General features: G+C 54.2%; 25 protein-coding genes. 8 read left to right on the top strand and 17 right to left on the bottom strand.

Annotated elements, in window-relative coordinates:
• Positions 1–22 precede the first annotated feature (22 nt).
• Together fimA and AQ981_RS09180 are read right to left on the bottom strand one after the other, a co-directional pair.
• Entirely contained in the window at positions 23–580 is a 558-nt protein-coding gene (fimA, locus tag AQ981_RS09185; RefSeq protein ID WP_058911449.1) for a type 1 fimbrial major subunit FimA, read from the bottom strand.
• Positions 581–710: 130 nt separating this feature from the next.
• Entirely contained in the window at positions 711–1,688 is a 978-nt protein-coding gene (locus AQ981_RS09180; RefSeq protein ID WP_058911448.1) for a helix-turn-helix transcriptional regulator, read from the bottom strand.
• A 576-nt stretch (positions 1,689–2,264) separates the two neighbouring features.
• Here AQ981_RS09180 and AQ981_RS09175 point away from each other — a divergent pair.
• Entirely contained in the window at positions 2,265–3,119 is an 855-nt protein-coding gene (locus AQ981_RS09175; protein ID WP_058911447.1) for a winged helix-turn-helix domain-containing protein, read from the top strand.
• A gap of 16 nt (positions 3,120–3,135) precedes the next feature.
• Complete coding sequence (locus AQ981_RS09170; protein WP_154675925.1) at positions 3,136–3,588, top strand: hypothetical protein; 453 nt, start codon at positions 3,136–3,138, stop codon at positions 3,586–3,588.
• Positions 3,589–3,616: 28 nt separating this feature from the next.
• Here the strand turns inward: AQ981_RS09170 and AQ981_RS09165 are convergent, their stop codons facing one another.
• The 14 genes from AQ981_RS09165 to AQ981_RS09100 form a co-directional block, all read right to left on the bottom strand.
• On the bottom strand, positions 3,617–6,076 hold the full coding sequence (locus tag AQ981_RS09165) for an FKBP-type peptidyl-prolyl cis-trans isomerase N-terminal domain-containing protein (protein ID WP_154675924.1): 2,460 nt from the start codon (positions 6,074–6,076) through the stop codon (positions 3,617–3,619).
• Entirely contained in the window at positions 6,073–6,465 is a 393-nt protein-coding gene (locus tag AQ981_RS09160; RefSeq protein WP_058911444.1) for a hypothetical protein, read from the bottom strand. The genes AQ981_RS09165 and AQ981_RS09160 overlap by 4 nt, the downstream gene beginning before the upstream one ends.
• A gap of 153 nt (positions 6,466–6,618) precedes the next feature.
• Positions 6,619–7,563, bottom strand: a complete 945-nt coding sequence (locus AQ981_RS09155) for a hypothetical protein (protein ID WP_154675923.1) — start codon at positions 7,561–7,563, stop codon at positions 6,619–6,621.
• 44 nt (positions 7,564–7,607) lie between these two features.
• Positions 7,608–8,123 carry a fimbrial protein gene (locus AQ981_RS09150; RefSeq protein ID WP_058911442.1) on the bottom strand — a complete coding sequence of 172 codons (516 nt, stop codon included), beginning with the start codon at positions 8,121–8,123 and terminating at the stop codon, positions 7,608–7,610.
• Positions 8,124–8,133: 10 nt separating this feature from the next.
• Complete coding sequence (locus AQ981_RS09145; protein WP_249226296.1) at positions 8,134–8,640, bottom strand: fimbrial protein; 507 nt, start codon at positions 8,638–8,640, stop codon at positions 8,134–8,136.
• Positions 8,641–8,657: 17 nt separating this feature from the next.
• Complete coding sequence (locus AQ981_RS09140; RefSeq protein WP_058911441.1) at positions 8,658–9,407, bottom strand: fimbria/pilus periplasmic chaperone; 750 nt, start codon at positions 9,405–9,407, stop codon at positions 8,658–8,660.
• A gap of 11 nt (positions 9,408–9,418) precedes the next feature.
• Positions 9,419–9,937 (bottom strand): fimbrial protein, encoded by a 519-nt coding sequence (locus tag AQ981_RS09135; protein ID WP_249226295.1) that lies wholly within the window; start codon positions 9,935–9,937, stop codon positions 9,419–9,421.
• Between the two features lie 11 nt (positions 9,938–9,948).
• Positions 9,949–10,542, bottom strand: coding sequence for a fimbrial protein (locus tag AQ981_RS09130; RefSeq protein WP_058911440.1), 594 nt, complete (start codon positions 10,540–10,542; stop codon positions 9,949–9,951).
• A gap of 38 nt (positions 10,543–10,580) precedes the next feature.
• Complete coding sequence (locus tag AQ981_RS09125) at positions 10,581–11,312, bottom strand: fimbria/pilus periplasmic chaperone (RefSeq protein ID WP_058911439.1); 732 nt, start codon at positions 11,310–11,312, stop codon at positions 10,581–10,583.
• A gap of 19 nt (positions 11,313–11,331) precedes the next feature.
• Positions 11,332–13,833, bottom strand: a complete 2,502-nt coding sequence (locus tag AQ981_RS09120) for a fimbria/pilus outer membrane usher protein (RefSeq protein WP_058911438.1) — start codon at positions 13,831–13,833, stop codon at positions 11,332–11,334.
• A 114-nt stretch (positions 13,834–13,947) separates the two neighbouring features.
• Positions 13,948–14,481, bottom strand: a complete 534-nt coding sequence (locus AQ981_RS09115; protein ID WP_058911437.1) for a fimbrial protein — start codon at positions 14,479–14,481, stop codon at positions 13,948–13,950.
• Between the two features lie 67 nt (positions 14,482–14,548).
• Entirely contained in the window at positions 14,549–15,097 is a 549-nt protein-coding gene (locus tag AQ981_RS09110) for a fimbrial protein (RefSeq protein WP_058911436.1), read from the bottom strand.
• 817 nt (positions 15,098–15,914) lie between these two features.
• Positions 15,915–16,394 carry a hypothetical protein gene (locus AQ981_RS09105; protein WP_058911435.1) on the bottom strand — a complete coding sequence of 160 codons (480 nt, stop codon included), beginning with the start codon at positions 16,392–16,394 and terminating at the stop codon, positions 15,915–15,917.
• Positions 16,391–17,200, bottom strand: coding sequence for a winged helix-turn-helix domain-containing protein (locus AQ981_RS09100; RefSeq protein ID WP_058911434.1), 810 nt, complete (start codon positions 17,198–17,200; stop codon positions 16,391–16,393). The genes AQ981_RS09105 and AQ981_RS09100 overlap by 4 nt, the downstream gene beginning before the upstream one ends.
• A gap of 700 nt (positions 17,201–17,900) precedes the next feature.
• Here AQ981_RS09100 and AQ981_RS09095 point away from each other — a divergent pair.
• From AQ981_RS09095 to AQ981_RS09070, 6 genes are all read left to right on the top strand, one after another.
• Complete coding sequence (locus tag AQ981_RS09095; RefSeq protein ID WP_058911433.1) at positions 17,901–18,884, top strand: autoinducer 2 ABC transporter substrate-binding protein; 984 nt, start codon at positions 17,901–17,903, stop codon at positions 18,882–18,884.
• Between the two features lie 105 nt (positions 18,885–18,989).
• Positions 18,990–20,489 carry a sugar ABC transporter ATP-binding protein gene (locus AQ981_RS09090; RefSeq protein WP_058911432.1) on the top strand — a complete coding sequence of 500 codons (1,500 nt, stop codon included), beginning with the start codon at positions 18,990–18,992 and terminating at the stop codon, positions 20,487–20,489.
• Positions 20,482–21,471, top strand: a complete 990-nt coding sequence (locus tag AQ981_RS09085) for an ABC transporter permease (protein WP_058911431.1) — start codon at positions 20,482–20,484, stop codon at positions 21,469–21,471. The genes AQ981_RS09090 and AQ981_RS09085 overlap by 8 nt, the downstream gene beginning before the upstream one ends.
• A 1-nt stretch (position 21,472) precedes the next feature.
• Positions 21,473–22,426 (top strand): ABC transporter permease, encoded by a 954-nt coding sequence (locus tag AQ981_RS09080; RefSeq protein WP_058911430.1) that lies wholly within the window; start codon positions 21,473–21,475, stop codon positions 22,424–22,426.
• Positions 22,427–22,442: 16 nt separating this feature from the next.
• Positions 22,443–24,080 carry an FGGY-family carbohydrate kinase gene (locus AQ981_RS09075; protein ID WP_058911429.1) on the top strand — a complete coding sequence of 546 codons (1,638 nt, stop codon included), beginning with the start codon at positions 22,443–22,445 and terminating at the stop codon, positions 24,078–24,080.
• On the top strand, positions 24,077–24,673 hold the full coding sequence (locus AQ981_RS09070) for a KpsF/GutQ family sugar-phosphate isomerase (RefSeq protein ID WP_058911428.1): 597 nt from the start codon (positions 24,077–24,079) through the stop codon (positions 24,671–24,673). The genes AQ981_RS09075 and AQ981_RS09070 overlap by 4 nt, the downstream gene beginning before the upstream one ends.
• Positions 24,674–24,862: 189 nt before the next feature.
• Here AQ981_RS09070 and AQ981_RS09065 read toward each other — a convergent pair whose 3' ends face one another.
• Positions 24,863–25,084, bottom strand: a complete 222-nt coding sequence (locus AQ981_RS09065) for a hypothetical protein (RefSeq protein WP_058911427.1) — start codon at positions 25,082–25,084, stop codon at positions 24,863–24,865.
• Positions 25,085–25,195 lie beyond the last annotated feature (111 nt).

Raw genomic sequence — 25,195 nt, 5'->3', positions numbered from 1 at the left:
CCTGTCTATCCCTGAGCGTAAGTTACTCGTACTGCACGTAAACCAATGCTTCCGAATCAGCGCGGCCTGCGGTCACCGTACCCGTTGTGGCTTTGTAAAGTGCGGTAAACTGGGCATAGTTAGTGCCGTCAACCAGCGCCAGCTTATTGCCAAAGGTCGCTCCGGTAATATCCATCGCGGTATTGGAACTATCGCGAATTTCAATCCCTACACCGGTAGCAGCTGTACCGCCCTGGCTGTTGTTCACCGCCAGAACCGTACTGTCATCGGCATCGGCTATCCCTTTAAAAGCAAAAGAGGCGTGTTCAGCCACATCAGTATCGCAATCATCCAGTTGGATAGTGAACGGCGTGGCAGAAGAGTAGGTGTTAGTCTCCAGTGCAGCGGCACGATACTGACCCAGCTCTACCTTTTGGCCAGATGTTGGGATCTGAACCGAGCAGGCGGTATTGACAATTTCACCTTCGAAATAAATTGTCCCACCAATGACTGTACTATCAGCAATTGCGACACCACTTATTCCTACAGTTAATGCCATGGCCACTACGTTTTTAATGAACGTTTGATGTAATTTTTCCATAATATTTCCTTTTTCATCCAGATAATAACAACATACAGCAGCACCGAAACATCAATGTTGAAAAATAACACCACTCGACGCTCGCTATATTCTCAAAATATAAATAATATTTTAAAAAAACGACTGCCGATTATCCCGCCAGTTGCCAGCGCAGCGTGTTGTTGCGCCCTTTCCCGGTCTGGGTACAGGTCACTTCGCCATTATTTTCCATCTGGCACAGTAAATAACGCATGCTGTAAATACTGATATCCATTTCATTGGCGATTTCACGGGTGGTCAACCAGATATCTTCATTGATTTCACGGCTCTGCAGACGTTCATCAATTAAGCGCCGCATACTGCGAACGACCCGATCCTTCTCATCCGCGACGCCTGACGGCGCCTCATCGCCCAGTTTTTCCTGCCAACTCCCGCCATCATTGTCCTGCGAGTACGCCTGCTGGCTCACCATACTGGCATGTTTTTCCGCAACCGATTTGGTTGCCAGCCAGAGGGCGAAATCAGAGTGGTTTTTAATATTCAGCTTGCGCATTACCGCACGCCGATAATTACTGATGGCTTTAATACTGCAGTCCATCAACCGGGCCACCTCAGCCGAACCCAGCCCGAGGTGGAAATATCCCACCATCTGCTGTTCCCGCCAGGTCAGGGCATTCTGTCCGGTACACCCGCCACAGGTCGCATTACGTAAATCCTGCGCCCCGCACAATGTATCGGCAAAGAACATCATATACAGGCGACGGCGAATGACGGCGACGGAATCCTTCAACGCAATCACCGCGTTGACTATCGGGCACTGGAAATTACGGTCGTAATGCTCACTGCGCGGATAGACGGTTACCCGCTTTTTACTCAGCATAGCGACTTTATAGTCATCCTCAGACTGGAACCGCTGGCAGTCCACCCAGTCAAATGCTTTTTCCCCGGGCGCGCTCATTTGGAAAATCAGATCTGCGGCAGCTATTTCATCAACCTGCGACACGGATATGTCGTGGTGATATTCTTCATTGAATAACTCAGTTAATAAAAAGATGATTCCCTGAGAGAAATAGTTATTTTCTGTTGCGATGTACACTTGTAAAGAGAACATTTTATCATCATTTATCATATTCAGGTCCTTTGCTAATAAATGAATCCGGGCCCTTCAGAAATAAATCTGATGCCTGATGTTTAGAATTAGAAATTATGGAAAAGATCTCATTACTGTCGTCATACCAGTGAATTTCCTCTGAAATCGGCTGATCTGCACGACTGCATTCATCTACCTCCCTGTGGCACAACAAGATCGATACGCAGAAAACTCAAATACCTTAGTGGTCTGACCGACATCGCTCGCGCGATGAAAATTCCTAACACCTGTGAACATTCCTAATATAAGAATGTTCTGCTAAATTAAGAAATAGCATCCTAAGGATCATGCTAGGTTATAATCCGCAGTTTGCGATTAACTGCTTGTTTTAACGCTATAATACCAGGCCTAAGACAAATTGAAATATTATATATTCAGAACCATATATTATAGATAGATCATCTATAAAAAACGCAATTTTAGATTTTTATAACAAAAAAACGCCTGTGTTTATATATACCTTCCAGGATAAGGGTGCGGATTTTTCCTGGTCGTTTGTACAAATAAACAGCAGAAGAGCCCGGATTCCTTAGCCGGTAAGAGGAAGTCATCAGAATGAAGTATATTCTTGATAAAACAGTGACATACCGTACGGAAGACGGTGCGCTGTGGCATGAAGCCGACCATGAAAACAAAGTGATACTGACCGCGACGGCCAGCAGGTTACTATGGGTATTAATAGAACATCATGGGCGTGTTGTGACCAGGGAATTCTTACTGGAAAAAGTCTGGGATAATTTTGGTCTTGAACCATCGAATAATAGCCTGACCCAGTATATCTCGCTGATCCGCCGTGCGCTGCTGCGCCTTGGATTGCCGGAAGACACTATTCAGACACGGCCGAAAGTCGGATTTACATTAAATGAGAATGTTTCCATCGAGTGTATATCTCCACGGACCACTGCCGAAAATTTGTACGACGAACCCACCCCGTCTGGCGATGAATCCGCCGCGCCAGAAGAGGAAAAGAACAGTACATCTCACCCTTCCGGCATCAGCGTCACCCGGGTATTTAAGATGTTATCATTTACATCACAGGGCATTATATTATGTAGCGCGTTAATATTTCTGGCTTTTATCTTACATTTATCTGTGTCATTTATTCTTCACGACCGTCTGGAAATAGGTCTCAAAAAGGAAACTTTTTACATTGGCGACATTGGCGATATTGGCTCCTGCCCGGTATATGCCACCAGGGATTATCAGGAAAACCGTGGCCGGGCGCTGAATATTACCCGCAATATTTTAAAAGCATCAGAGCTAAATTGTTATGCCAATACCGTGTTTTATCTGCATCTACAGGAACGGGTGTTGTATGGTGAAGCGGGAAAGGTATTCTTAAGCGCCTGCCAGACCAGTGAAGATAACTTACTATCGTGTAAGGATTTTTATGACAATGAATGGAATTAAGGTGCGTAATATACGGATGGCAATTGCACTGGTAATGGTTATCATCACGCTGGTGTTTACTGAGTTTATCTATTTTTATAACAGTGAAACAACATCCCTGAACTTCAGGTGTAACGCCGATCTTTACTACACCGATAAAGACGATAATACCTACATTAAAGCGAATGTGGTTATCCAGTTTCAGAAGGACGGTAACGGCTACTTTTCCATTGACGGTAGCGTGTTTAATCGTTCCGGCGTCAGTAAGATAAAAAGAGAGGTCAATTATCAGTATCAGCACAGCGGCGGTAATGTCTTTCTTATTTCCGCGATTACCAGTATCAAAAACAACAGAAACACCACGCCGGAAATATTTTTACAGATCCCCTGGCTGGATAAATCAAACCATTATGTGCAGATCACTAAGTTCCATAATGCCTATAGCATTGGCGACCTCCATGCGCCGTTCATTATGTGTGTAGCGCAGTAGGCCGCCAGGCGCGTCAACCGGGTAAACCTTACCCGGTTCCCTCAACGACCCGAATGCGCCAGTGTTCTACCCGGTTTCCCTGCTCCCAGGGCTCACCGTTATCATTCACCTTCACCGCCAGCTCCGCTTCTCCGTGCAGACGGATATCTTTAATCACCACCTGTAGCCAGTCGGGAAAGTCGGCCAATTTCTCCTGCAACACCAGCCCGGAAATATCGGAATCAGCAATCAGCGTTCCGTCCGACAGGCGGCGATTTACCGCGATGGTCAACTCGTTAGCCGCATCGCTCTCTTGCAGTTGTCGTTCACCGGTATGCAGAACCCGGTACCAGGTTCCCTGCCCGGCCGCTTTAACGCCTTTCTCGGCAATGAACTTCACCAGCCACTCCCGATCGTGCGCTTCTCTTTGCTGCTCAATTTTTTGCATCGCATCCTGTACGCGCTGGTTCGCCCGGGCGAGATGGCCCTCAAACGCCTCCTGCGATAGCCGACGCTCGCCGCGTACCGCTTCAGCGATCCCGGCCAGAAAAACCGTTCTGTCCACGTTCACGCCCTGCTCGTGTCGATGTTCGAGCAGATCGAGAATATCCAGCCCCATCGCCATGCCGGCGGCGAAATCCTCCAGCCCGACGTCGCTGGATGGCAGCGCCGGATGCTGCGCCTCTTTCAGACTCTGTTGTAGCTTACGGGTCAGTAGCTGCCACTGCTGCTCTTTGTCTTCGAGCTGTTTCACCTGGGTGATGAGCCGCTGAAGCTCCTGCTCTTTCTCCGCCAGCGTCTCCTCGCCCTGCTGAGTTTGTAAGGCCGCCAGCCGCTGTTGCTCCTGCTCCAGCGCCAGCTTTTCATCTTTCAATTGCGCCAGCGCCTGTTCCAGTTGTTGTTTATCCTGCTCCCACCCGTCGAGGGTGCCCTTCAGCGCCTGCTGCTCCCGTTTCTCTATTTCAAGGGAGGCAATTAAGGTGCGTTTTTCCTGCTCCAGACTGGTCAATGTCTCCGTCAGGGTACTTTTTTCCGCTTCCAGCGCGGTGACCGCCTGAGCCAGCGACTGTCCCCGTAGGGCATCTTCCTCCAGCGCAGCCAGCAATGTCTGCTGCGATTGCGAGCGGGCTTCCAGCGCGGCGATTTTTTCTGCGGCCTCGGTCAGTTTCTCCTGAGTGCTCTGCAATTCGCGCTGCTGCGCCGGCAGACTGCGGATAAGTCGCTGGTGCTGTTCTTCACTGGCGGTGAGTTTTTCCGTCAATTCCTGGATATCGCCGCGTAATGCCAGGTAACGCTCGCGCAGTTCAGCCTCCTGCGGCGCAAGCGACAAATGCTGTACCAGCACATTGATCCACTTCGCCAACTGGCGGGCATCGGGTAACGCGCTCCCGGACGCTGGCCTGAAGCGCAATGGCTGGTCACGCGACGCCGGGGTAGCGCCAGGCTTAGCAACGGGAGCCCGGGTCACCGGCGGCGCTTTTGGCTTATCAGCGGAAACGGCTGGCGCTGGCGGCGTCTGTGGAGCCGCGGGTTTGGCTGGCGTAGTGGGTTTGACCGGTTCGGCTTTCTCTGGCTGCTGCGCCGCGGGTTTGACCGGTTCGGCTTTCTCTGGCTGCTGCGCCGCGGGTTTGACCGGTTCGGCTTTCTCTGGCTGCTGCGCCGCGGGTTTGACCGGTTCGGCTTTCTCTGGCTGCTGCGCCGCGGGTTTGACCGGTTCGGCTTTCTCTGGCTGCTGCGCCGCGGGTTTGACCGGTTCGGCTTTCTCTGGCTGCTGCGCCGCGGGTTTGACCGGTTCGGCTTTCTCTGGCTGCTGCGCCGCGGGTTTGACCGGTTCGGCTTTCTCTGGCTGCTGCGCCGCGGGTTTGACCGGTTCGGCTTTCTCTGGCTGCTGCGCCGCGGGTTTGACCGGTTCGGCTTTCTCTGGCTGCTGCGCCGCGGGTTTGACCGGTTCGGCTTTCTCTGGCTGCTGCGCCGCGGGTTTGACCGGTTCGGCTTTCTCTGGCTGCTGCGCCGCGGGTTTGACCGGTTCGGCTTTCTCTGGCTGCTGCGCCGCGGGTTTGACCGGTTCGGTTTTTTCTGGCTGCTGCGCCGCGGGTTTGACCGGTTCGGCTTTCTCTGGCTGCTGCGCCGCGGGTTTGACCGGTTCGGCTTTCTCTGGTTGCTGCGCCGCGGGTTTGACCGGTTCGGTTTTTTCTGGCTGTGTCGTGGGTTTCGTCGTTGCCGGACGAGGTGCGGCCGCAGGGGTTTGCGGCTTCTTCTGCGGAGCTGTCTGGCGGGCCGCGGGGGCCTGGCTCTGGCGCGGAGTGTCAGATTTTTGACGCGTTGCCGGCTCGGCCTTTTTCTGCGGCGCCGGCTTCTGGCGAGGGGTTGAAGGGGGCGCCTTAGCCGGCTGGCGCTCCTCCTCCCGCTGCGTCCAGTCGCGGGCGAAGTTGAGAACATCCGCCTGCGAACAGGGAATCAAAGTGATCCCGAGAATCAAGATCAGAAGCCTCCCTGCTCTGCGACTCATTCGATATTCTCACCTGTAGGTTTTGCCGCCAGACCTTTAAGCATCTCGGCGCGAATTTCCGAGCACAGTTTCACGGCCTGGAATTTATACAGGGCATCGATGGCGTTACGGGTTTCCGGGTTTACCGAACCGCGCACATTGGTATAGCCGGAGGCGCCATGCATCACGCGCTCAAAGCGCGCTTTCAGATCGGTATATTTTGCCGGGCTTACCGACGACAGCGCGCTCAGCTCTTTTTCACACTGCACCATATCCACCTCACCGTCCGGATTGGTCGGCGGCGCGACGGCTTCGGCAGTCTGAGTAACCAGCGATGGCGCTTTTTTCGGGGCACAACCGGTTAAAAATAATCCCGCCACAATCACGGCTATATATCCTGATTTTTTCATTATTTTCCCTGGCTCCAGAGTTATTGCTAAAACTATTTTCTTCTCCTCCCGGACGGGAGAAAGACGCTATGGATTACTACTAATACGGCGGGTAAAAAAATATATCTTTACCCACCTGAACCGAAATAACCGACCGGTGTAATTACGGCACAGTTATAAATAATTCACCGCCAGAATCCCGGTACCGCTAATATCGCCGGTACTGGTTGGAGTACCGCTCAGAGTGACAGTCACCTGTAGCGAATTCGTGGTACCGCCAGATGTGCGATTGGTCTGCAACGACTGATTATTAGCGCTGACCGTAGCGGTAACCCCGCGCCCGAGGTTAAGCGTATTGCGCCCGGTAGTAGAGACATTGGACAGATACAGGTTATAAGTCAAACCGGCTTTACTGCAGGTCATGGTTGCCGTGCGGGTCAATGATTGCCCGGCTACCCCTGCCGGCGCCATATCGCCGAAATCATAGGTCAATGCGCTGGTACTCATCCCGCACCACTCCGGATCGGGTTCAGGTTCCGGAACGCCGACCCCTCCCGGTCCACAGACCGGATATGACGCATATCCGGTATAAACGGTAAGGAATTCCCCAAGTCCAGGCTTACCAAACACAAGACAGGAGTTGGTGACACCCGCCGGTATCTCCACGGTTCGGGTACCGGAAAAACCATATTTCATCAGAAAACGCACTGCCCAGTTCGAATGCGCACAATAGGTACCGTTCGGATCACTCACAGCAGAGGAATTACAGTTATCTCCTGAGCCATCCTCCCAGACGGCATCGTTACGAGTCACCGTCATCAGCGGCGTATACGATCCCCCATGCACATAGTGGCTGCTGTACGTATAGTTAGTGATTAAATACAGCCCCCACGGTTGTACTCCAGTGCTATTCGCGGCTACCCATTCCTGCGCCGTGCTCTCATTTACCCAGTTAACCACATAAGTATTCCCGGACTGGTGAGTCACAGAGGTCACTACCGGGCATCCGCCAAAGCGGGTCGTACAGCTCCCCGCCGATGCCGGCGCGGAAAAAAACAGCGAGCCGCCCAGAATAGCGCCGCCAGCCAGAATTAATCGGTATAATTTTCTCTTTTCCATAAGTACCCTACTGCTATACATAATGTTCCGCAGCCCGATGACCATTACAGGTATTCCGCTCTCAGGGTTACCGTGGCCTCAAACGGCCCTTCCGCCAGTTCAATGCCGGGACGCTGCACCAGCAGCCCCTCGATTTTCGGCTTCGACGCCAGACTGATTTCCACCGGTGTGTCAAAGGTGAATGGCTGACCGTCGCGGAAGATCTTCACCCCGAGGTTGCCGATATTGCCTGCTGAGGTCGCCACAGTGGCCCGGTCAGTGGTATCAAAGGTCGCCTGGGTACCGCGCACGCTGAGCATCAGTTTCCAGTCGCGACCCACGGTATTTTCGCAATCCAGGCTGTAATTCACCTCTTCGCGGTAGATACCATCGACGACTTTTTTAATCGAAAGACGATCCCCGAAAGGGACATGGATAGTCTGGTCGTTATTAATCGAGCACCCCGGCGGCGTCACCAGCGTGCCCTTGAAAATGATCTCTGCGTCACTGGCCGCCATCGCCGGAGTTATCCCGACCAGGCCAGCCCCCAGCAGCAGCAAACCTGCCGTTAACTGATTCATTCGGTCATCCTCACAGATAGCTGAAAACCATGGTCGCCGAGCCGTTGAAATCCACGTTCGGCAGCGTGGCGGCGTTCTGCGCCACCGGTATTGCATACAGCACCGGCGGCGTACCGCCGTCCACATAAGTAAAATCCACCGTACCGTTGGGCGCGATAGCCGTACCGGACGCATTGGTCACCCGGATACCCAGACCGGTGACATCGGTATTGAACAGGCCGGCGTTGTAACCGGCAGTCCCCTTCAGGGTGATGCGCAGCGTATTACGGATCAGATTGTCACAGGTCAGGGTGTAGTTAATCTGCTCTCGTTTGTAACTCACGCCGTCAATGCGGGTGGTCATCACCTCTTTAAAATCCACCACTATCTGCTGGTTATTGTTAATCACACAGTCCGGCTCAACGATATTGCCGGTGATGGTCAGCGTGGTGGTGCCGCCATCTGCCGCCTGGCTACTGACGGATATACCGGCCAGACAGCACAGGGCGACAAAGGGCATCAATTTCCATGTATTCACTTTATCCCTCCAGCCAGTTATTCCGGCGTAATGACAGGCTGCGCCTTACAGGCGGAACCCGCACACTGAAACGGCAGCAGACGCAGGCTGCCGTAATCATTAACAAACACCAGCACTGGCGCATTACCTAAAGCATCCGCGCCAAGGCTCAGCGTGGCCTTGCTCTTCGGCGCCACCATCACTGGTTCAAATCCGTCTTTCCCCTTGCCTTTCAACGCACTACGCCCTTCAGCGAAGGTCAGGTGATAAGGGGTCGGGTTGTTCACGACATAGCGGTTACCGCTACGCTCCAGCGTCACTTTATCCATCCCCGGCACGGTGTCCGTTTTGCGATCGACGGCAATTGATGCAGGACGCCAGAAAATTTTCAGTCGCGTCTGCAGCGCCAGGGTCAGCACGTTCGGTTTATCGCTGCGCGGCGGAATTTCCCGCAGGTTGAACCAGAACACGCTCTCGCGATCTTTAGGTAACTTGTCGAGCTCAGGCAGCGCCTGAATGCGCACCGAACTCTTGCCGCCGGACTCAATACGCTGTACCGGCGGCAGCACCATGATCGGGCTGGTCAGTTTGTTTTCCGCCTCGTCCTCAATCCACACCTGGGCCAGATACGGCTCGCGGGTGTTACGGTTGGTGACGGTCATGCTGACACTCTTGTCCCCTTCATTCATGATCACCCGCGAGCGATTGACCGTTAATGCCGCTTCGGCGGGTAACAGACAGCTCGCTGACAACACTGCAACCATGGCAAAAACGATCGTTTGCTTCATAACGCGCTACCTCAGTCATACTCCAGCAGGAAAGTTGTCACGCATTCAAAGTCCCCTTCCCGCACCCGGCTGTGGTCCGGAGCTGAAATAAAGGCCTGAAAATTCAGTATCGTGTCCCCCGCCGACAGCGCCGCCGGGCGCATCGGTACGTTAGGTTTCACCGGGGTACCGTCAATGTCCTCTACCGCGATAGCAATCCCTGCCGCGGTGCCGCCGGTCAGCGCAAACATCCCTGGCTGGTCGGCATCTTCAGCGCCGATAAAGGTCACAGTGACCGTGTCCCCCAGCGACAGATCGCATTCGGTCAGCCAGATGGAAAAACGCTCCCGCTCACTGCGGTGATATTTAATAAAGGTTTTGGACGGTACATTGCGGAAATCAACAATCTGATCCTCGGAATCGACATGCAGTTCACAGGGATCGGCAATCAGCGTTCCGCTAAACAGTACATCGGTATCCGCCTGAACCGGCGCGCCCGCCAGAGCAAATAGCATCAGCGGGATCCCCGCCAGGCTGAGGGTACGTTTCATATATCTTTCCATCATTCATACTCCAGCCCGATATTCACCACGCTGCGCCACTCACCCGCCATCAGCGGCGTTGTGGTACGCCATAACTGCGCCTGCATAACCAGATCGTTGCGTCCCGGGGTAAGGATCTGCGGACGGCTTTGTATCCCCGGCCTCAAAAGTTCCCCGCTACGTTCGCTGAGGCGCAGCGCGACGCCTGTCACCCCGCCATGTATCCGAAAAAAACGTCCGTCGGTCGGTTCCACTTCGCCATACAACGTCATTTTCACCGCCGACTGGCCGGTAAGTACCGTGGAACTGCGCATCCGCTGATGATCGCGCATAAACTGATACTCCCCGGGACAGCCGTCGAGCTTGATATACACCAGCACTGGCGTAGTGGCGTCTCCGGGTTTATCCAGTCCCCAGGCAACCGTACTGCCCAGATCGATCTCCTGCTCCGCCGATTCCGGCAGCAGCACGCACGGCGACGCCACCAGCGTACCGGTAGCGCGAATACCGCCATTCAGGCCGTCAGTATCCCAGTTTGCGGCGCCGGCGACGGAAACTGCGCCGACCGTCAACAGCCATAGCATCAGGGTGGTACGGCCAAATCCTTGTTTCATCACGCTTCTCCTGTGCTCAGCGTCCGTTACTTGTTCCGTCAGGACTTCGGCACCTCGGCCCGACAGACATTGCCGCTGCAGCGGAACGGCAGGGTCGGTTTACCACCGAAATCATTAATGGTGGTGACGTGCGGCGTGGCGAACTGCCCGCTCTGTACCACAGCGCTGGATTTCGGCGCTACCATCACGGTCTGGAAACCTTTGGGTACCGCCACTTTCGGCGCCGCGGTAATAGCAATCACTGTCATGTAATAGGGCGTCGGGTTTTCCACCCGGTAGCCGCCGCTCACCTTGTGCAGCACCAGTTGGTTATCCCAGCGGCTGTACTTCTCCGGCAGAATGGCTTTCGGACGGTAGAACAGCTTGATTTTGGTGTGCAGCGCCAGTTGCATCACGTTGGGACGATCGCTCTTCGGCGGCACTTCGCGCACGTTGAAATAGAAGATGCTTTCCCTGTCCTGAGGCAGCGACGCCGCATCCGGCAGCGCGTTGATACGCATCATGCTCTTGCCCTGCGGCTCCAGGCGCTGCAGCGGCGGCACTACCACCAGCGGACCGCTGATCTTTTTGCCCTGAGCATCCTCGATCCACCCCTGAGCCAGATAGGGCATAGAGGTACTGTCATTGGTAATGTTCAGGGCAATACTCTTTTCCGAACCTGGAAAAATCGCCCTTGTCCTGTCCAGGGCGATTGCCGCATCAGCTTCATTCACCAGACCTACCGCCAGGCTGCCCAGCAGCACTACCATCGCTGTCTTTTGTCCTTTCATAACATCACCATTTACCTTCTCAGCCGCCGGAAACGGTCTTGCAGGGCAGCAACAGCTGCTGTGCAGGGATCACCCGGGGCAGTACGACTTCACACTGAGCAGTTCCGCCCCAGTGCACGGTTAAACGTTCATCCGGGTTCACCCCGGTCAGCCAGGCCAGGCCACCGTCGCTGATCATTCCCAGCTCGCGCGACTTGCCGTTGTGTACCGTGGCGCCAAACGGCGGATGACTGCCGTCTTCTTTACTCAGAATCGCCACCACCTTGGCGCCCTTCAGCACATCGAAGCGCCGGAAGCCAATTGCCCCTTCGGTGAGGGCCAGTTCCGCAATTGGCGAGCCGGCAGACTCCACATCGTCCGGCAGACGGTTCACGTCAATCTCGGCGCTGGTGCGGTAGTAGTTCGGCACCCCGGGAATGACCGCAATACCAAAGGCATTGGTATAGCCCTGGTAGCCCACCGGCACCCCGCCGACGCCATCAGTACTGACCATCAGCCGCGTGCCGCCCTGCCCCCCGCCGGAGTGCAGCGCCACCCCTTCAAGGGTCGCGGTCACACCGCCGCTGGCGGACACCCCGAAGGAGGTGTACTGGCTCTGGGCCCAGTTAAAGTTAGTAGTGACATCCGCGATACTGCCGAGATGCGAGTAGTAACCACTTGCCTGGCTGCGGGTCGGCCGACCACCGCCGACGCTGTTACCGGCGCTGATACGGTAATAGTCGTTGTTATCCAGACGCTGGCTCCAGCTGGCATTCTGCGCATAGCGATCGCGGCTCATGCTGCCGTTATAGCCCGCGGTGCCCGAGCCCAGCGGCATGGTCAGCGAGATATACGCGCTGTCATCCTTTTTGCCGTTGAACTCGCTGCGCGCGGCGTTGAGCGACACCGACAGGTGCCGCCAGTCCCCGAGATCGAAATATTTGTTCAGCGAAATGCTGTAACGATCGGTATCCGGACGGTTCCAGTAAGTCTGATGCGACCAGTTGATATGGGTCGACAGGCGCAGATCTTCAAAGTTCTTGGTCGCCTGGATGGTGTACAGCTCTTTGCTGTTACCCATATAACCATCGCGGTAACGCACGTCCAGATACTCCCCCATGGTGAGGTAATCACGCTCCGAGAAGCGATACCCGGCAAAGGTCACCTCACTGCTGATTTCGTCAAAACGCTTGGAGTAGCTGAGACGCCAGGAACGTCCGTGGCGATTCTTGTCCCCGGGGAAGCGCGCGCTGGCGTGAGTAACGTCCGCGGACAGGGTACCGTAGGCGTTCATATCCCGGCCGGCGCCCAGCGCCACGCTGTTATAGTCCTGGGAGAAGATACCGCCCCCGTACAGCGACCATGCGTTGGACAGACCCCACGACAGTTCGCCGGTGGCAAAGTACGGGCCTTCAGTACGGTGGTTATAGTCGCGGGGACGACCACTGGTCAGCTTGTAACGCAACTGGCCGGGACGCGTCAGGTAAGGCACCTGAGCAGTATCCACCGAGAAGGTCTGCACCGAGCCGTCCTGCTCCTCGACCCGCACGTCAATACGTCCGGTGAGGGCGCTGCTCAGTTCCTGAATGCGGAACGGACCGGCAGCCACGGTGCTTTCATAAATCACCCGTCCCTGCTGGCTGACAATCACTTTGGCGTTGGTGCGCGCGATACCGGACACCTCGGGCGCATAACCGCGCAGTTTCGGCGGTAGCTGGCTTTCATCGCTGACCAGCGACACCCCGGTGTAGCGCCAGGAGTCAAACAGATCGGAAGTAAGATAATCCTCACCGACGGTCAGTTTGGACATGATGCCTGGCAGCGCCCGGTAGGCGTAGAAACGGCTCCAGTCGAAATTGTTCGAACTGCTGTTGGAACGTCCGGTGGTATTGTAATAACTGCCCTGATAGTCGCCGCGCAGACGCCAGGCGCCGAGGTTGGCCCCGGCGGTGCCACTGACGCTGGCGTTTTGACTCTGGTTGCCCTGACGGGACCAGGTAACGTTAGTGTTCAGGTTATAGTCGAGCATCATCCCGGGAATACCGTTTTCCCAGCGGGAAATCGGCAGCCAGGAGGCGTCCTGGTATTCCAGCCACGCCTGGGGGACGGCGACATAGAGAGTGGATTCAGACAGATCGCCGCGCAGGACGATCCCATCAAGGGCGGAAAAATCGGCACAGCGGCCATCGTCGCGCCACGCGATCATTTTCAGCGCGTCTTCACGCAGCCCCAGCAGATCCACCTGCTGCGGCGTAAGACACGCCTCCACAACGGGTTGGTCGTCTTTAGTTCGTTCGACGAACACCACTTCCTGGTCGGAAATAGCGTGATCGTTCAGGCGAATGCTCAGAGTGTAGGTTCCCGGCATGATATAGCCGGCTCGGGCAAAGCGGGATAAATCGATATTATCGCGATCTTCGGCATCCAGAATATCTGTATTAAACTCTACCGCCAGAACCGGTGATGTGGAACCAAAAATGGCAATAAAGATATAAATACCCAGACGCCGCAGGTAGTAAACTGGTGGTCTGCTTTTTTTCATTTTTTTAAATCCATTTATTGCCTGCCGGAATTCACCGGTGGGAAAGCGTCAACTCCGAAAATAAGCAAGATAAGTCGCCATGAATATTCTTATTCACTGCCCTTATTTTTTTCGTTACTGATAGGTCACCATAAAACGGATAATTCCGTACCAGTCACCTTCGGTCAGCGTTTTTCCGTTACGCACCACCGATAATAAATAGCGCAGTTCGTTATTTTCATTCTGCAGCCTTACTTCTGGCATTGGCTCCCCTGCCCGGGCCACATCGCCAGCCTGGCTGTGAATACGCAGCCCTAACCCTTGCGCCTCGCCGTGGACCAGAAAAATATCCGGACGGAATACTTCGGTTTCACCGCCGAACGTGATATTCACGCTCTGCCATAAATCACCGTTGCTGCGCTCCAGTGCGCAGTTCACCAGACGTACTGCAAAGGGCTTAGTCAGCGCTTTGCCTTCCTGGTTAAGATCGTTATAAGAGATCACGCCGAACGGAATTTCCTGCCAGACGTCATCGGTATGAATGGAGCAGGCCGACTCCTGAATCTGACCGTTCATTGTGACAGAACCCAAACCCTGAATCTCTGCGACAGCCAGAGAGGGCAACCCCAGCAATAAACCAAATGCCAGGGGACGCAAAATATTTACCATGACTGTGCTCCTGAATATCGGGCTGTAAACACAGCCCGAATAAAGCTACATGAGAACAGGCTATGCCTTATTCATAAGCCAGGGTAAAGTTGGTTACAGCTTCGAAATCACCCGGAGTTACATTAGTAACGGTGGAGATTTTTTCCAGATAAGCGCTGAAGCTCAGGGTGTTGTTACCAATACCCAGGCCACGGCCTGCGGTCGGCTGCAGCAGAGTGACCAGCTGACCAGCGTAGTCCTGGATGCGCACGCCAGCGCCAGCTGCCTGGCCAGTGATAGCCAGCATAGACATGTCGCCCGGAACGTTACCGCCAGCGAAAGTCACTTTTACAGTGTTGTACAGCAGATCACCAGTTACAGGGTCTTCTTCAAAGGAACAGTTTTCCAGCTCAATATCAAACGGACGAGGAGTAGAAATACCGCCGTTATCCAGGTGAGTATTGGAAATCTGGCCCAGTTCGATGCGCTGATCGCCGAAACCGTTTTTGATTGAGCAGGGCGCATCAATGATGGAACCCCAGAAAGTGACCTTACCGCTTCCCTGATCGGCCTGAGCTGCGAAAGAAGCGACACCCATAGAGAGAACAACAGCAGATGCGATTTTGCTAATTTTCATAATACATTCCGTTATATTAAAAGTTACTGGATAACAACCATCCCGGAGCACAACTTACCGGAGGGACTTACCATATATTTATTCCATAAGGATAAGCGCAAAAACGATTCCTTATTACATAACAAAGGTAAGTTATGGGTATTTCCGAGAGCGAGGAAATAATAGCAATTAAAGTTCAAAAATAAACACAACTATCTATCACTTTAGCAATTACGAGCAAAAAACTCGGCCAAATTTCAAATCACAGTATAAAATTTCATTTACAACAGCAAGCACGACAACTATATCAGCCATTGCCCATTAAACCAGAAATTTGCACCACATCAGACATGCCTCAAGAAAATTCTCATTACACAATAAAGAATAAAATCAATAAAAATCAATGCTATAACCAACAAATGACTTCAGAAAAAAATGCATGAGAATAGATTGCGAGAATATTCCTGGATGATTTTATTTATTATCCCCCAGGATTTTCACTCATATTAAGAGGGTTCTCCGGGATTATTCCTGGTAAGAGGCAAATATGCCTGACAACATCACTGATAAAACGTCTGGTAGTCAGTATTTTTAGCAGCGCATTTGGTAAATAATGCCATTGACATTTCCTGGCGCCGCAAAATACCCGCTGTTTGTTATCCCTTTTTTTGGCTGTCGTTTTTATGTACTAAATCAATCTTTTTCACTTTATAACCCAAAAGAAGTAATAAAATGCCCCGCAGCCGTTTGTCACCATCACCCAATGGAGGGAATGTCGTCGTTAGCGTCGTTTGCCGACCAGTCCGCAGCGCAAGCGGGCACAGAGGTACGACAAGCGTCAGCGGCACAGCATCCCTGGCGTAGTAAGCGAACCAATCAGATAGGCATTCTTGATGCGCACAACAGAGAAGAAGCGTCCGGCATCCGGCGCAATCGAAAAAAAGTTATTGCCCATCACAACATCCGGCACGTTATCCCGTCCGGCCTTCAGAATATGGGGCGCATAAATTCGGTAAATATTGTTATCTTCAGCGGTGTAGTCAAACAACACATCGCGGCGTAAATGGTAGTATCGGCCCTGGTGCATCACATCGCCATCCAGGGATACCATCCCGGAGCCATCTTTTTTCAGGTGAAAAAAAACGTTCATGTTCAGGTAATAGTCCACCACTTTGTTTTCCTGAGTAAAGTGCGCCGAACAGGCGATATCCACCCGTTCATCAAAACGATCATAAATGATGGCGCACAGAAACAGCGATGAAAGCATAAGCAGCACGAGGAAAAATCGCTCCCGATAGCGCAACACTAAGCGTTTCATTTGGTCTCCCAGTCATGGGCCATATACTCTCGGCAGGCGCTCAGTTGGTTCCCAATCAGCGTACAGGTTGAAAGAAATACTTTTCCTTTGATGTTATTGATGGACCGCACATCGGCATAGAAGTACATCATGCCTGGCGGATGGCAGGTCATACCGGAGGTCTGATACACTTTTTTGACCAGCGCCATCGGCGGCAGAGTATCGGTATTGCCATAGCCCGGGATAAAGTTAACCTCACACCCCTGGTATTCGCCAATACGCACGGTACGGGTTTCCGGGATTGTCCCCGAGTGAAAACGCGCCAGGTGCCAGGCGAGAAACGGTAATATGCCGAGAAAAAGAAACGTCACCAGTATCCACACGATCCCTGACGACGAAACGACCTTGCGAACAGGGTCGGACAAGGGATTGGTCGCCTTGCGGGATTCAGGGGTTAACGGATCAGCGGTTTCTACACCTGCCGCCGGGTCCGGGATAACCGTTATCTCATCAGAAAAGAAGAACCCTTCGCGCGGTTTAGTGATAATCACATAGTTCCCTAAACCGAATTGCAGGAAGATCTTGCGTAAAATAGACACATACTGGTTCAGACTATTATTGGACGAATCCAGACCATAGTCTTCCCACACGTAGCGCAGAATATCCTCGCGGCGCATGGTTTCGCCCTGGTGGCGGATAAGTATCAGCAACAGCCGGTTTAATGTCGCCGTGAGAATAACCTTATCATCAGAATGGTTATTATCCCTCAGCCAGAGTACCCCATCATCCGGCCGGTAACATAAGCAGTTTTCAATAAGGTACTCCATGAGCTCACCTCAATATTTATCGATGAATATCACTGACCGGATCCATGGAGATGGCTATTATTCAGCCGTCACTGCTATTGCAACTCACTGTATCTATTGGATTAAGATAAACGCAAAAGCGCTTTTCACGCAAGTGAGTTACCAGGATTTTTCCTTATGATATATCGCAAAAAGAGATATACATAGCATTAAAAGTTATTAACAAAAATAAGAATAAAACAAAAAAACATTCGCTTTCCTTAACGTTCTGTGGGCCGGGAAATCGTCAATTCCGCGTCTCAAATAGTGAAAGCGCTACATAAAAACGGGCTGACACCCTATTCCATGTCGCCACAGTCGGAGAGCCGGAGTTTAAGCCACACCGCTGATTTTCCGCGACTGCATAATGGAACGATTCAGTTCACAAATTTAGTTAAAACTTTTCTCTCAAGCGCGAATTCCGCCGCTGATCATTTCATCTAAAAATGCAAATTGTAAATTTTTTATTAAAAAATTGTTTTAAATGGCGTTGATTTTAACAATTAAATGTATGACAAAGTCATTCCCGAGAGAAAATAAAACCATATTTTAACCATAAATTAATTAATATTTAACTATTTCGGGCATTTGTCACAATTCCACAACCAGAGTTAGCTCTGCTCTTCCCTTTCCCGATAATCTGCCTCCCGTGACACACCTCTGTCCTGATTAAGGTACCACCATGAAATTAAAACTCGCATTACTCAGCGCTACCCTGGTTTCTGCGTGCATGTTGTCCGGTCCGTCGTTTGCCGCAGAAAAATATGAAATCGCCCTGGTCGCCAAAGTCACCGGCATTCCGTGGTTTAACCGCATGGAAACAGGCGTCAATGAAGCAGCGACAAAACTGAACGTCAACGCGTACCAGACCGGCCCCTCCACCCCGGACCCGGCCCAACAGGTCAAAGTGATTGAAGATCTGATCGCCAAAAACGTTAACGCCATTATTGTGGTGCCTAACGATGCCAAAGTGCTGGAACCGGTGCTGAAAAAAGCCCGTGATAAAGGCATTGTGGTATTGACCCATGAATCGCCGGATCAGCAAATCGGCCAGTGGGATATCGAGACCATCGACAGTGAAAAATATGCTCAGGCCAATGTCGATGAGCTGGCGAAAAGTATGGGCGGTAAAGGCGGTTACGCCATCTATGTCGGCTCCCTGACAGTGCCGCTGCACAACGCCTGGGCTGACTACGCCATCAAATACCAGAAAGAAAAATATCCGGAAATGTTTGAAGTCACCACGCGTCTGCCGGTGGCGGAAAGTATCGACAAGTCCTACGCCACCACGCTCGATCTAATGAAAACCTATCCAGATATGAAGGGCGTCATCGGCTTTGGCTCGCTCGGCCCCATCGGCGCAGGCCAGGCGGTGCAGAAAAAACGCGCTAAAGATAAAGTCGCCGTTGTCGGTATCGCCATGCCGGCTCAGGCTGCGCCATACCTGATGCGCGGTGATATCAAGAAAGCGCTGCTCTGGGATCCGAAGGACGCCGGCTATGCGCTGGTGACCGTCGCCGACCAGTTACTGCAGGGCAAGGAAGTGACGCCGGTCCTGACCATTGACGGTCTGGGTAAAGCCGACGTCGACATGGAGAAGAAAGTTATCCGCTTCAATAAAATTCTCGAAGTCACCAAAGATAACGCACAGTCACTCGGTTTCTGAGGCCTGGAGCCAACATCAGGAAACCGGAACGCCGGCCGTCTGGCCGGCTCTTCCGCACCGTATTCATTACAGTACCCTACAGGGGTGCAGGCAGGGGTATTGTCCATGGCAAACACCAGCGCATTTATCACTCTTGAAAATATCAGTAAGCAATTTCCCGGCGTGCGGGCGCTGGATCAGGTTAACCTGACGCTGGATAAAGGCGAAGTTCACTGTCTTGCCGGCCAGAATGGCTGCGGCAAAAGTACCATTATCAAAGTTATCTCCGGGGTTTATCAGCCGGAAAAAGGCGCCAGTATCAGCCTTGACGGCAAACTGTTTCACCATCTGACGCCGCAACTTTCCGCCCACTACGGTATCCAGGTCATTTACCAGGATCTGTCGCTGTTTCCGAACTTCAGCGTGGCGGAGAACATCGCGATTCACCGCTACCTGCCCGGCGGCGATGTCTGGGTACACCGTTCGGCGATGCGCCAGCAGGCGCTGGCGGCCATGCAGCGGATCGGCGTCAGTCTCGACCCGGATAAGAAAGTCGAAAAACTCTCTATCGCCGACCGTCAGTTAGTGGCCATCTGCCGCGCTATCGCCGCCGATGCCCGGCTGGTGATTATGGACGAGCCGACCGCCTCATTAACCCGCCAGGAGGTGAACGGCCTGCTGCGGGTGGTCAATGAACTGAAAGCCGCCGGTATCTGCGTGGTCTTCGTCAGCCACCGTCTTGACGAAGTGATGGAGGTGGCCGATCGCATCAGTGTGATGCGCGACGGCAAACTGGTTGGCACCTGGCCGGCCAGCGAACTGGACAGCCACGAACTGGCCTGGCTGATGACCGGCCAACGCTTCCACTTCACCCCGCTGGCGGAAAAATCCTTCGCCGGCCAGACGCCGCTGCTGGAACTGCGCGGTCTGAGCCGCCAGGGGAAATATCACGACATTAACCTGGCGCTGCGCCGCGGCGAGATCGTCTCCATCGTCGGCCTGCTCGGCGCCGGGCGCACCGAACTGTGCATGAGCCTGTTCGGCATGACCCATCCCGAGCGCGGCGAGATACTGCTCGACGGCCAGCCGGTGACCCTGCGCAACAACCATGACGCCATTGCTCACGGTATCGGCTATGTCTCGGAAGACCGCCTGACGCAGGGGCTTATCATGGAGCAGTCCATCTATGACAACACCATCGTCACCGTTTTCGATAAGCTACGCACCCGCGCCGGGCTGCTGGATCATCACAAGGCGCAAATTCTGGTGGCGGATCTGATCCGCGAGCTGAACATTAAGGTCTCCGACAGCGCCCTGCCGGTGAAAACCCTGTCCGGCGGTAACGCCCAGCGTATCGCCATCGCCAAGTGGGTAGCGACCCAACCGCAAATCCTGATCCTCGACTCCCCCACTGTCGGCGTCGATATCGCCAACAAAGAGGGGATCTATCAGATCGCCAAATCACTGGCGCAGCAGGGCATGGCGGTACTGATGATTTGCGATGAGATCCCGGAAGCGTATTACAACAGTCACCGCGTGCTGGTGATGCGCCGCGGGGAACTGATCGCAGAGTTCTTCCCGCACAGTTGCACAGAACAAGAGATTGCTGAGGTGGTCAATGAATAATTCACGCCTGTCCCGGCTGATCGGGCAACATGAATTCTGGCTTGGGCTTCTGGTTGTGGCGCTGGCGGTGGGTCTGACGCTGCGCACCGACGAGTTTCTGACGCTCGGCAACCTGACCGATATGGCCACCAGTTACGCCATTCTCGGGATCCTCGCCTGCGGGCTGTTTGTGGTATTGATCGCCGGCGGGATCGATATCTCGTTTCCGGCGATGACCGCCATCGCCCAGTATGCGATGGCCAGTTGGGTGATCGCCCACGGCGGCAACTTCCTGCTGGCGCTGGGGATCGCCGTGGCGGTAGGGCTGCTGCTGGGGCTGATTAACGGCTTCCTGGTGTACTGGCTGCGGGTACCGGCCATCATTATCACCATCGCCACCCTGAACCTCTATTTCGGCCTGCTGGTTTACGCCACCAAAGGCACCTGGCTGTACGGTTTCCCGGACTGGTTCATGAACGGTATCAACTGGTTCTCGTTCACCGCCGCCGACGGCTACGACTATGGTCTGACGCTCCCTCTGCTGTGCCTGGGCGGCGTGATTATCTTCACCGCGGTATTGATGAACTACACCCGTCTGGGGCGGCAGATTTACGCCATGGGCGGCAACCGCGACGCGGCGTCGCGCCTCGGCCTGAACCTGATGCGGCTGCATTTTTACGTTTATGGCTATATGGGGATTCTCGCCGGGATCGCCGCCGTGGTACAGGCGCAGATCACCCAGTCGGTAGCCCCGAACTCGCTGCTGGGCTTTGAGCTGACCGTGCTGGCCGCCGTCGTGCTCGGCGGCACCAGTATGACCGGTGGACGCGGCACCCTGACCGGCACGCTGCTGGGGGTGATTCTGCTGGCGTTTTTACAGAACGGGTTGACGCTGCTTGGGGTCTCCTCCTACTGGCACACCGTATTCAGCGGCGCGATCATTCTGCTCAGCATCAGCGCCACGGCATGGAACGAAAAACGCAAACTGGCCAGGGAGTTATAAGATGAAATCCTTCGCGCGATTCCTGCCCGGAGACGCCATCATCCGTCTTCAGTGCATCATTATTCTGGTGGTGGCGGTGATCTTCTCCGCCCTGCTGGGCACCCGCTTCTTTAGCGTGGCGAATTTCCAGTCTATCGGCTCGCAGTTGCCGATCCTCGGAATGCTGGCGCTCGGTATGGGCATCACCATGCTCACCGGCGGCATCAACCTGTCGATTATCGCCGGCGCCAACGCCTGTTCGCTGGTGATGGCGGCGATTATTGTCAGTCATCCGGATAATCCGCTGTTTGTGGTACTGGCGCTGCTGGCCGGCATTCTGGTGGCCGTGGCGATCGGCGTCCTCAACGGCGCGCTGGTGGCCTGGGTGGGGGTGTCGCCGATTCTCGCCACCCTCGGTACCATGACCTTTATTACCGGTCTCAACATCCTGTTGTCCAACGGCACCGTTATTTCCGGATTCCCGACGGCAATTCAGTATCTGGGCAACGCCTCTCTCCTCGGCATTCCGGTGGCTCTGCTGCTGTTTATCGCCGTCGCCATCCTGCTGTGGGTTCTGCTGGAGCATACCACCCTCGGGCGCAGCCTGTATCTGGTGGGCTCCAACGAGCAGGCGACCCGCTACAGCGGGGTCAACACCGCCCGGGTGCAGATCTCGGTATATGTTATCTCGGCGCTGCTCGGCTGGGCCGCGGCCATCCTGATGATGGCGAAATTCAACTCCGCCAAAGCCGGGTACGGCGAATCGTACCTGTTGGTGACCATTCTGGCCTCGGTGCTCGGCGGCATTAACCCGGACGGCGGCTTCGGACGCGTGCTCGGGCTGGTGCTGGCGCTGGTGGTACTGCAGATGCTGGAAAGCGGCTTCAATTTGCTGGGAATCAGCAGCTATCTGACAATGGCCCTGTGGGGCGGCGTGCTGATCCTGTTTATCGCATTACAGAATCGAAAAGCCTGATTTCAGGAGAAAAGTTATGGCAAGTTACTTTATTGGTGTGGATGTGGGCACCGGCAGCGCCCGGGCCGGGATCTTCGATCTTAGCGGCCGCATGGTAGGCCAGGCGACGCGGGAAATTGAACTCTATCGTCCACAGGCCGATTTTGTCGAACAGTCTTCCGACAATATCTGGCAGGCGGTATGCAATGCGGTGCGCGATGCCATGAATCAGGCGGATATCAACCCGATTCAGGTGAAAGGGCTGGGATTTGACGCCACCTGTTCGCTGGTGGTGCTGGACAAAGAAGGGCAGCCGCTCACCATCAGCCCATCCGGACGCAGTGAACAGAACATCATTGTCTGGATGGATCACCGGGCCATCAGCCAGGCCGAGCGGATTAACGCCACCCGCCACCGGGTACTGGACTATGTGGGCGGGATTATCTCGCCGGAAATGCAGACCCCAAAACTGTTGTGGCTGAAGCAGCATATGCCCAATACCTGGGCCAACGCCGGCTACTTTTTTGATCTCCCGGACTTCCTGACCTGGCGAGCCACCGAGGACGATACCCGCTCGCTGTGCTCCACAGTGTGTAAATGGACCTATATGGGCCACGAAGACCGCTGGGACACCAGCTATTTCCGCCAGATTGGCCTGGAAGATTTGCTGGAACACGACGCCGCGAAAATTGGTCGCTATGTGAAGATTATGGGCCAACCGCTCGGTCACGGCCTGACCCGGCGGGCCGCCAGCGAGATGGGGCTGCTGCCGGGCGTGGCGGTGAGCGTGTCGATTATCGACGCCCACGCCGGTACGCTGGGGATTCTCGGCGCCAGCGGCGTCTCGGGGGAGGTCGCCGATTTCAACCGCCGCATCGCGCTGATCGGCGGCACATCGACCGGTCATATGGCGATGTCGCCAACGGCGCGCTTTATCAGCGGTATCTGGGGCCCTTACTATTCCGCGATTCTGCCCGGTTACTGGCTGAATGAAGGCGGGCAGTCCGCTACCGGCGCGCTGATCGATCATATCATTCAGTCACATCCCTGCTATGAAACCCTGCGCGCCCAGGGGAAAGCCAGCGGGCAGACGATTTATGAAGTCCTGAACGCCCTGCTGCGCAAAATGGCCGGCGAACCGGAGAATATCGCCTTCCTGACCAAAGACATCCATATCCTGCCCTATTTCCACGGCAACCGCTCGCCGCGCGCCAATCCGACGCTGACCGGCGCCATCTCCGGACTGAAGCTGTCGCGCACCCCGGAGGACATGGCGCTGCAGTATCTGGCGACCATACAGGCGATTGCGCTGGGCACCCGCCATATCATTGAAACCATGAACCAGAGCGGCTACTGCATCGATACCATCATGGCCAGCGGCGGCGGCACCAAAAACCCGGTGTTCGTCCAGGAACACGCTAACGCCACCGGCTGCGCCATGCTACTCCCGGAAGAGAGCGAAGCCATGCTGCTGGGCAGCGCCATGATGGGCACCGTCGCCGCCGGTATCTTCGATACTCTGCCGGAAGCGATGGCCGCCATGAGCCGTATCGGGAAAACGGTGACGCCGCAGACCAACCGCATCAAGCAGTACTATGACCGCAAATATCGGGTGTTCCACGAAATGTATCAGGACCATATGAAGTATCGCCAGTTGATGCAGGAGGGAGAATGAGCGAACCATGGCGCCAGGCCTGCACGGCCTGGCAGATCTACAGTAGCGAGCTGGCTCAACTGAGCCAGCGCCTTGACCCGACGCGCTGGGCGTCGCTACTGACGATGCTGGCGGAGTGCCGGGGGAAAATCGCCGTCACCGGGGTGGGGACATCAGGCATCGCCGCGCGCAAAGTAGCCCATATGCTGGCCTGCGTGGAGCGCCCGGCGATCTATCTGAACGCCACTGACGCCGCCCACGGCGATCTCGGTTTTCTCCAGCACAATGACATTGTCATCCTGATCTCCCGGGGCGGCAATTCTGATGAGCTGACCCGGCTACTGCCTGCGCTACAGGCAAAAGGGGTGCAGATTATCAGCGTGACGGAAAATCCACATTCGGCGATTGCCCGGGCGGCGCAGTTGGTGATCCCCACCGGTGTACAGCAGGAAATTGATCCCTTAAATATGCTGGCAACCACCTCAATTATTCTGGTGCTGGCGATCTTTGACGCCGCCTGCGCCTGCCTGATGTCGCAAAGCGGTTACGATCGTCAGACCCTGCTGGCGGTTCACCCCGGCGGTGACGTCGGTCTGAAGCTAAGCCAGGAATAATCAGCCGTCGCCCTTATCACTCCCCGGGAGAATCCGCTGATGCCCCCGGGGTTTAGTTTACCGCCCGCGTGCGCCAGGTTCTTTTTCAGTTAATCAGACCCACGGCGCAATGGCCGCTAGCGACAAATTTTCCTGGACTGTTTTGATCTCAATCACATCCGATAATTAAGATAAAATCAGCAAATATGTTCATCCCCCATCAATAGCTCGCACAAACAAAACGGCGACAATCCACCAGCGCTGAATATTTACAATGCGAATTATTCTGCCCTGATTGTCTGTGGATTTCCGCGCTGTTTTAATCGGTAGCTTTGCTTTCAATAGGTTGTGTTCGGTTTTTCCTGATAAAAAATACAAACCGCCAATAACAAAGAAATAAACATCATATTTTATAATAAAAATAGCAATCATAATTGAAGCAATGTTTTCATTTTAATAATTAATACCTCATAGCTAAAAGCTATTACAGCCGGTCTTTCCGGTATTTAAAACGATTGTTGTCTGTATATCTTTCTGTATAAG

Origin of the sequence: Entomohabitans teleogrylli (assembly GCF_001484765.1) — a bacterium.
GTDB classification, from domain to species: domain Bacteria; phylum Pseudomonadota; class Gammaproteobacteria; order Enterobacterales; family Enterobacteriaceae; genus Entomohabitans; species Entomohabitans teleogrylli.
This window is presented reverse-complemented; position numbering and strand designations above follow the sequence as displayed.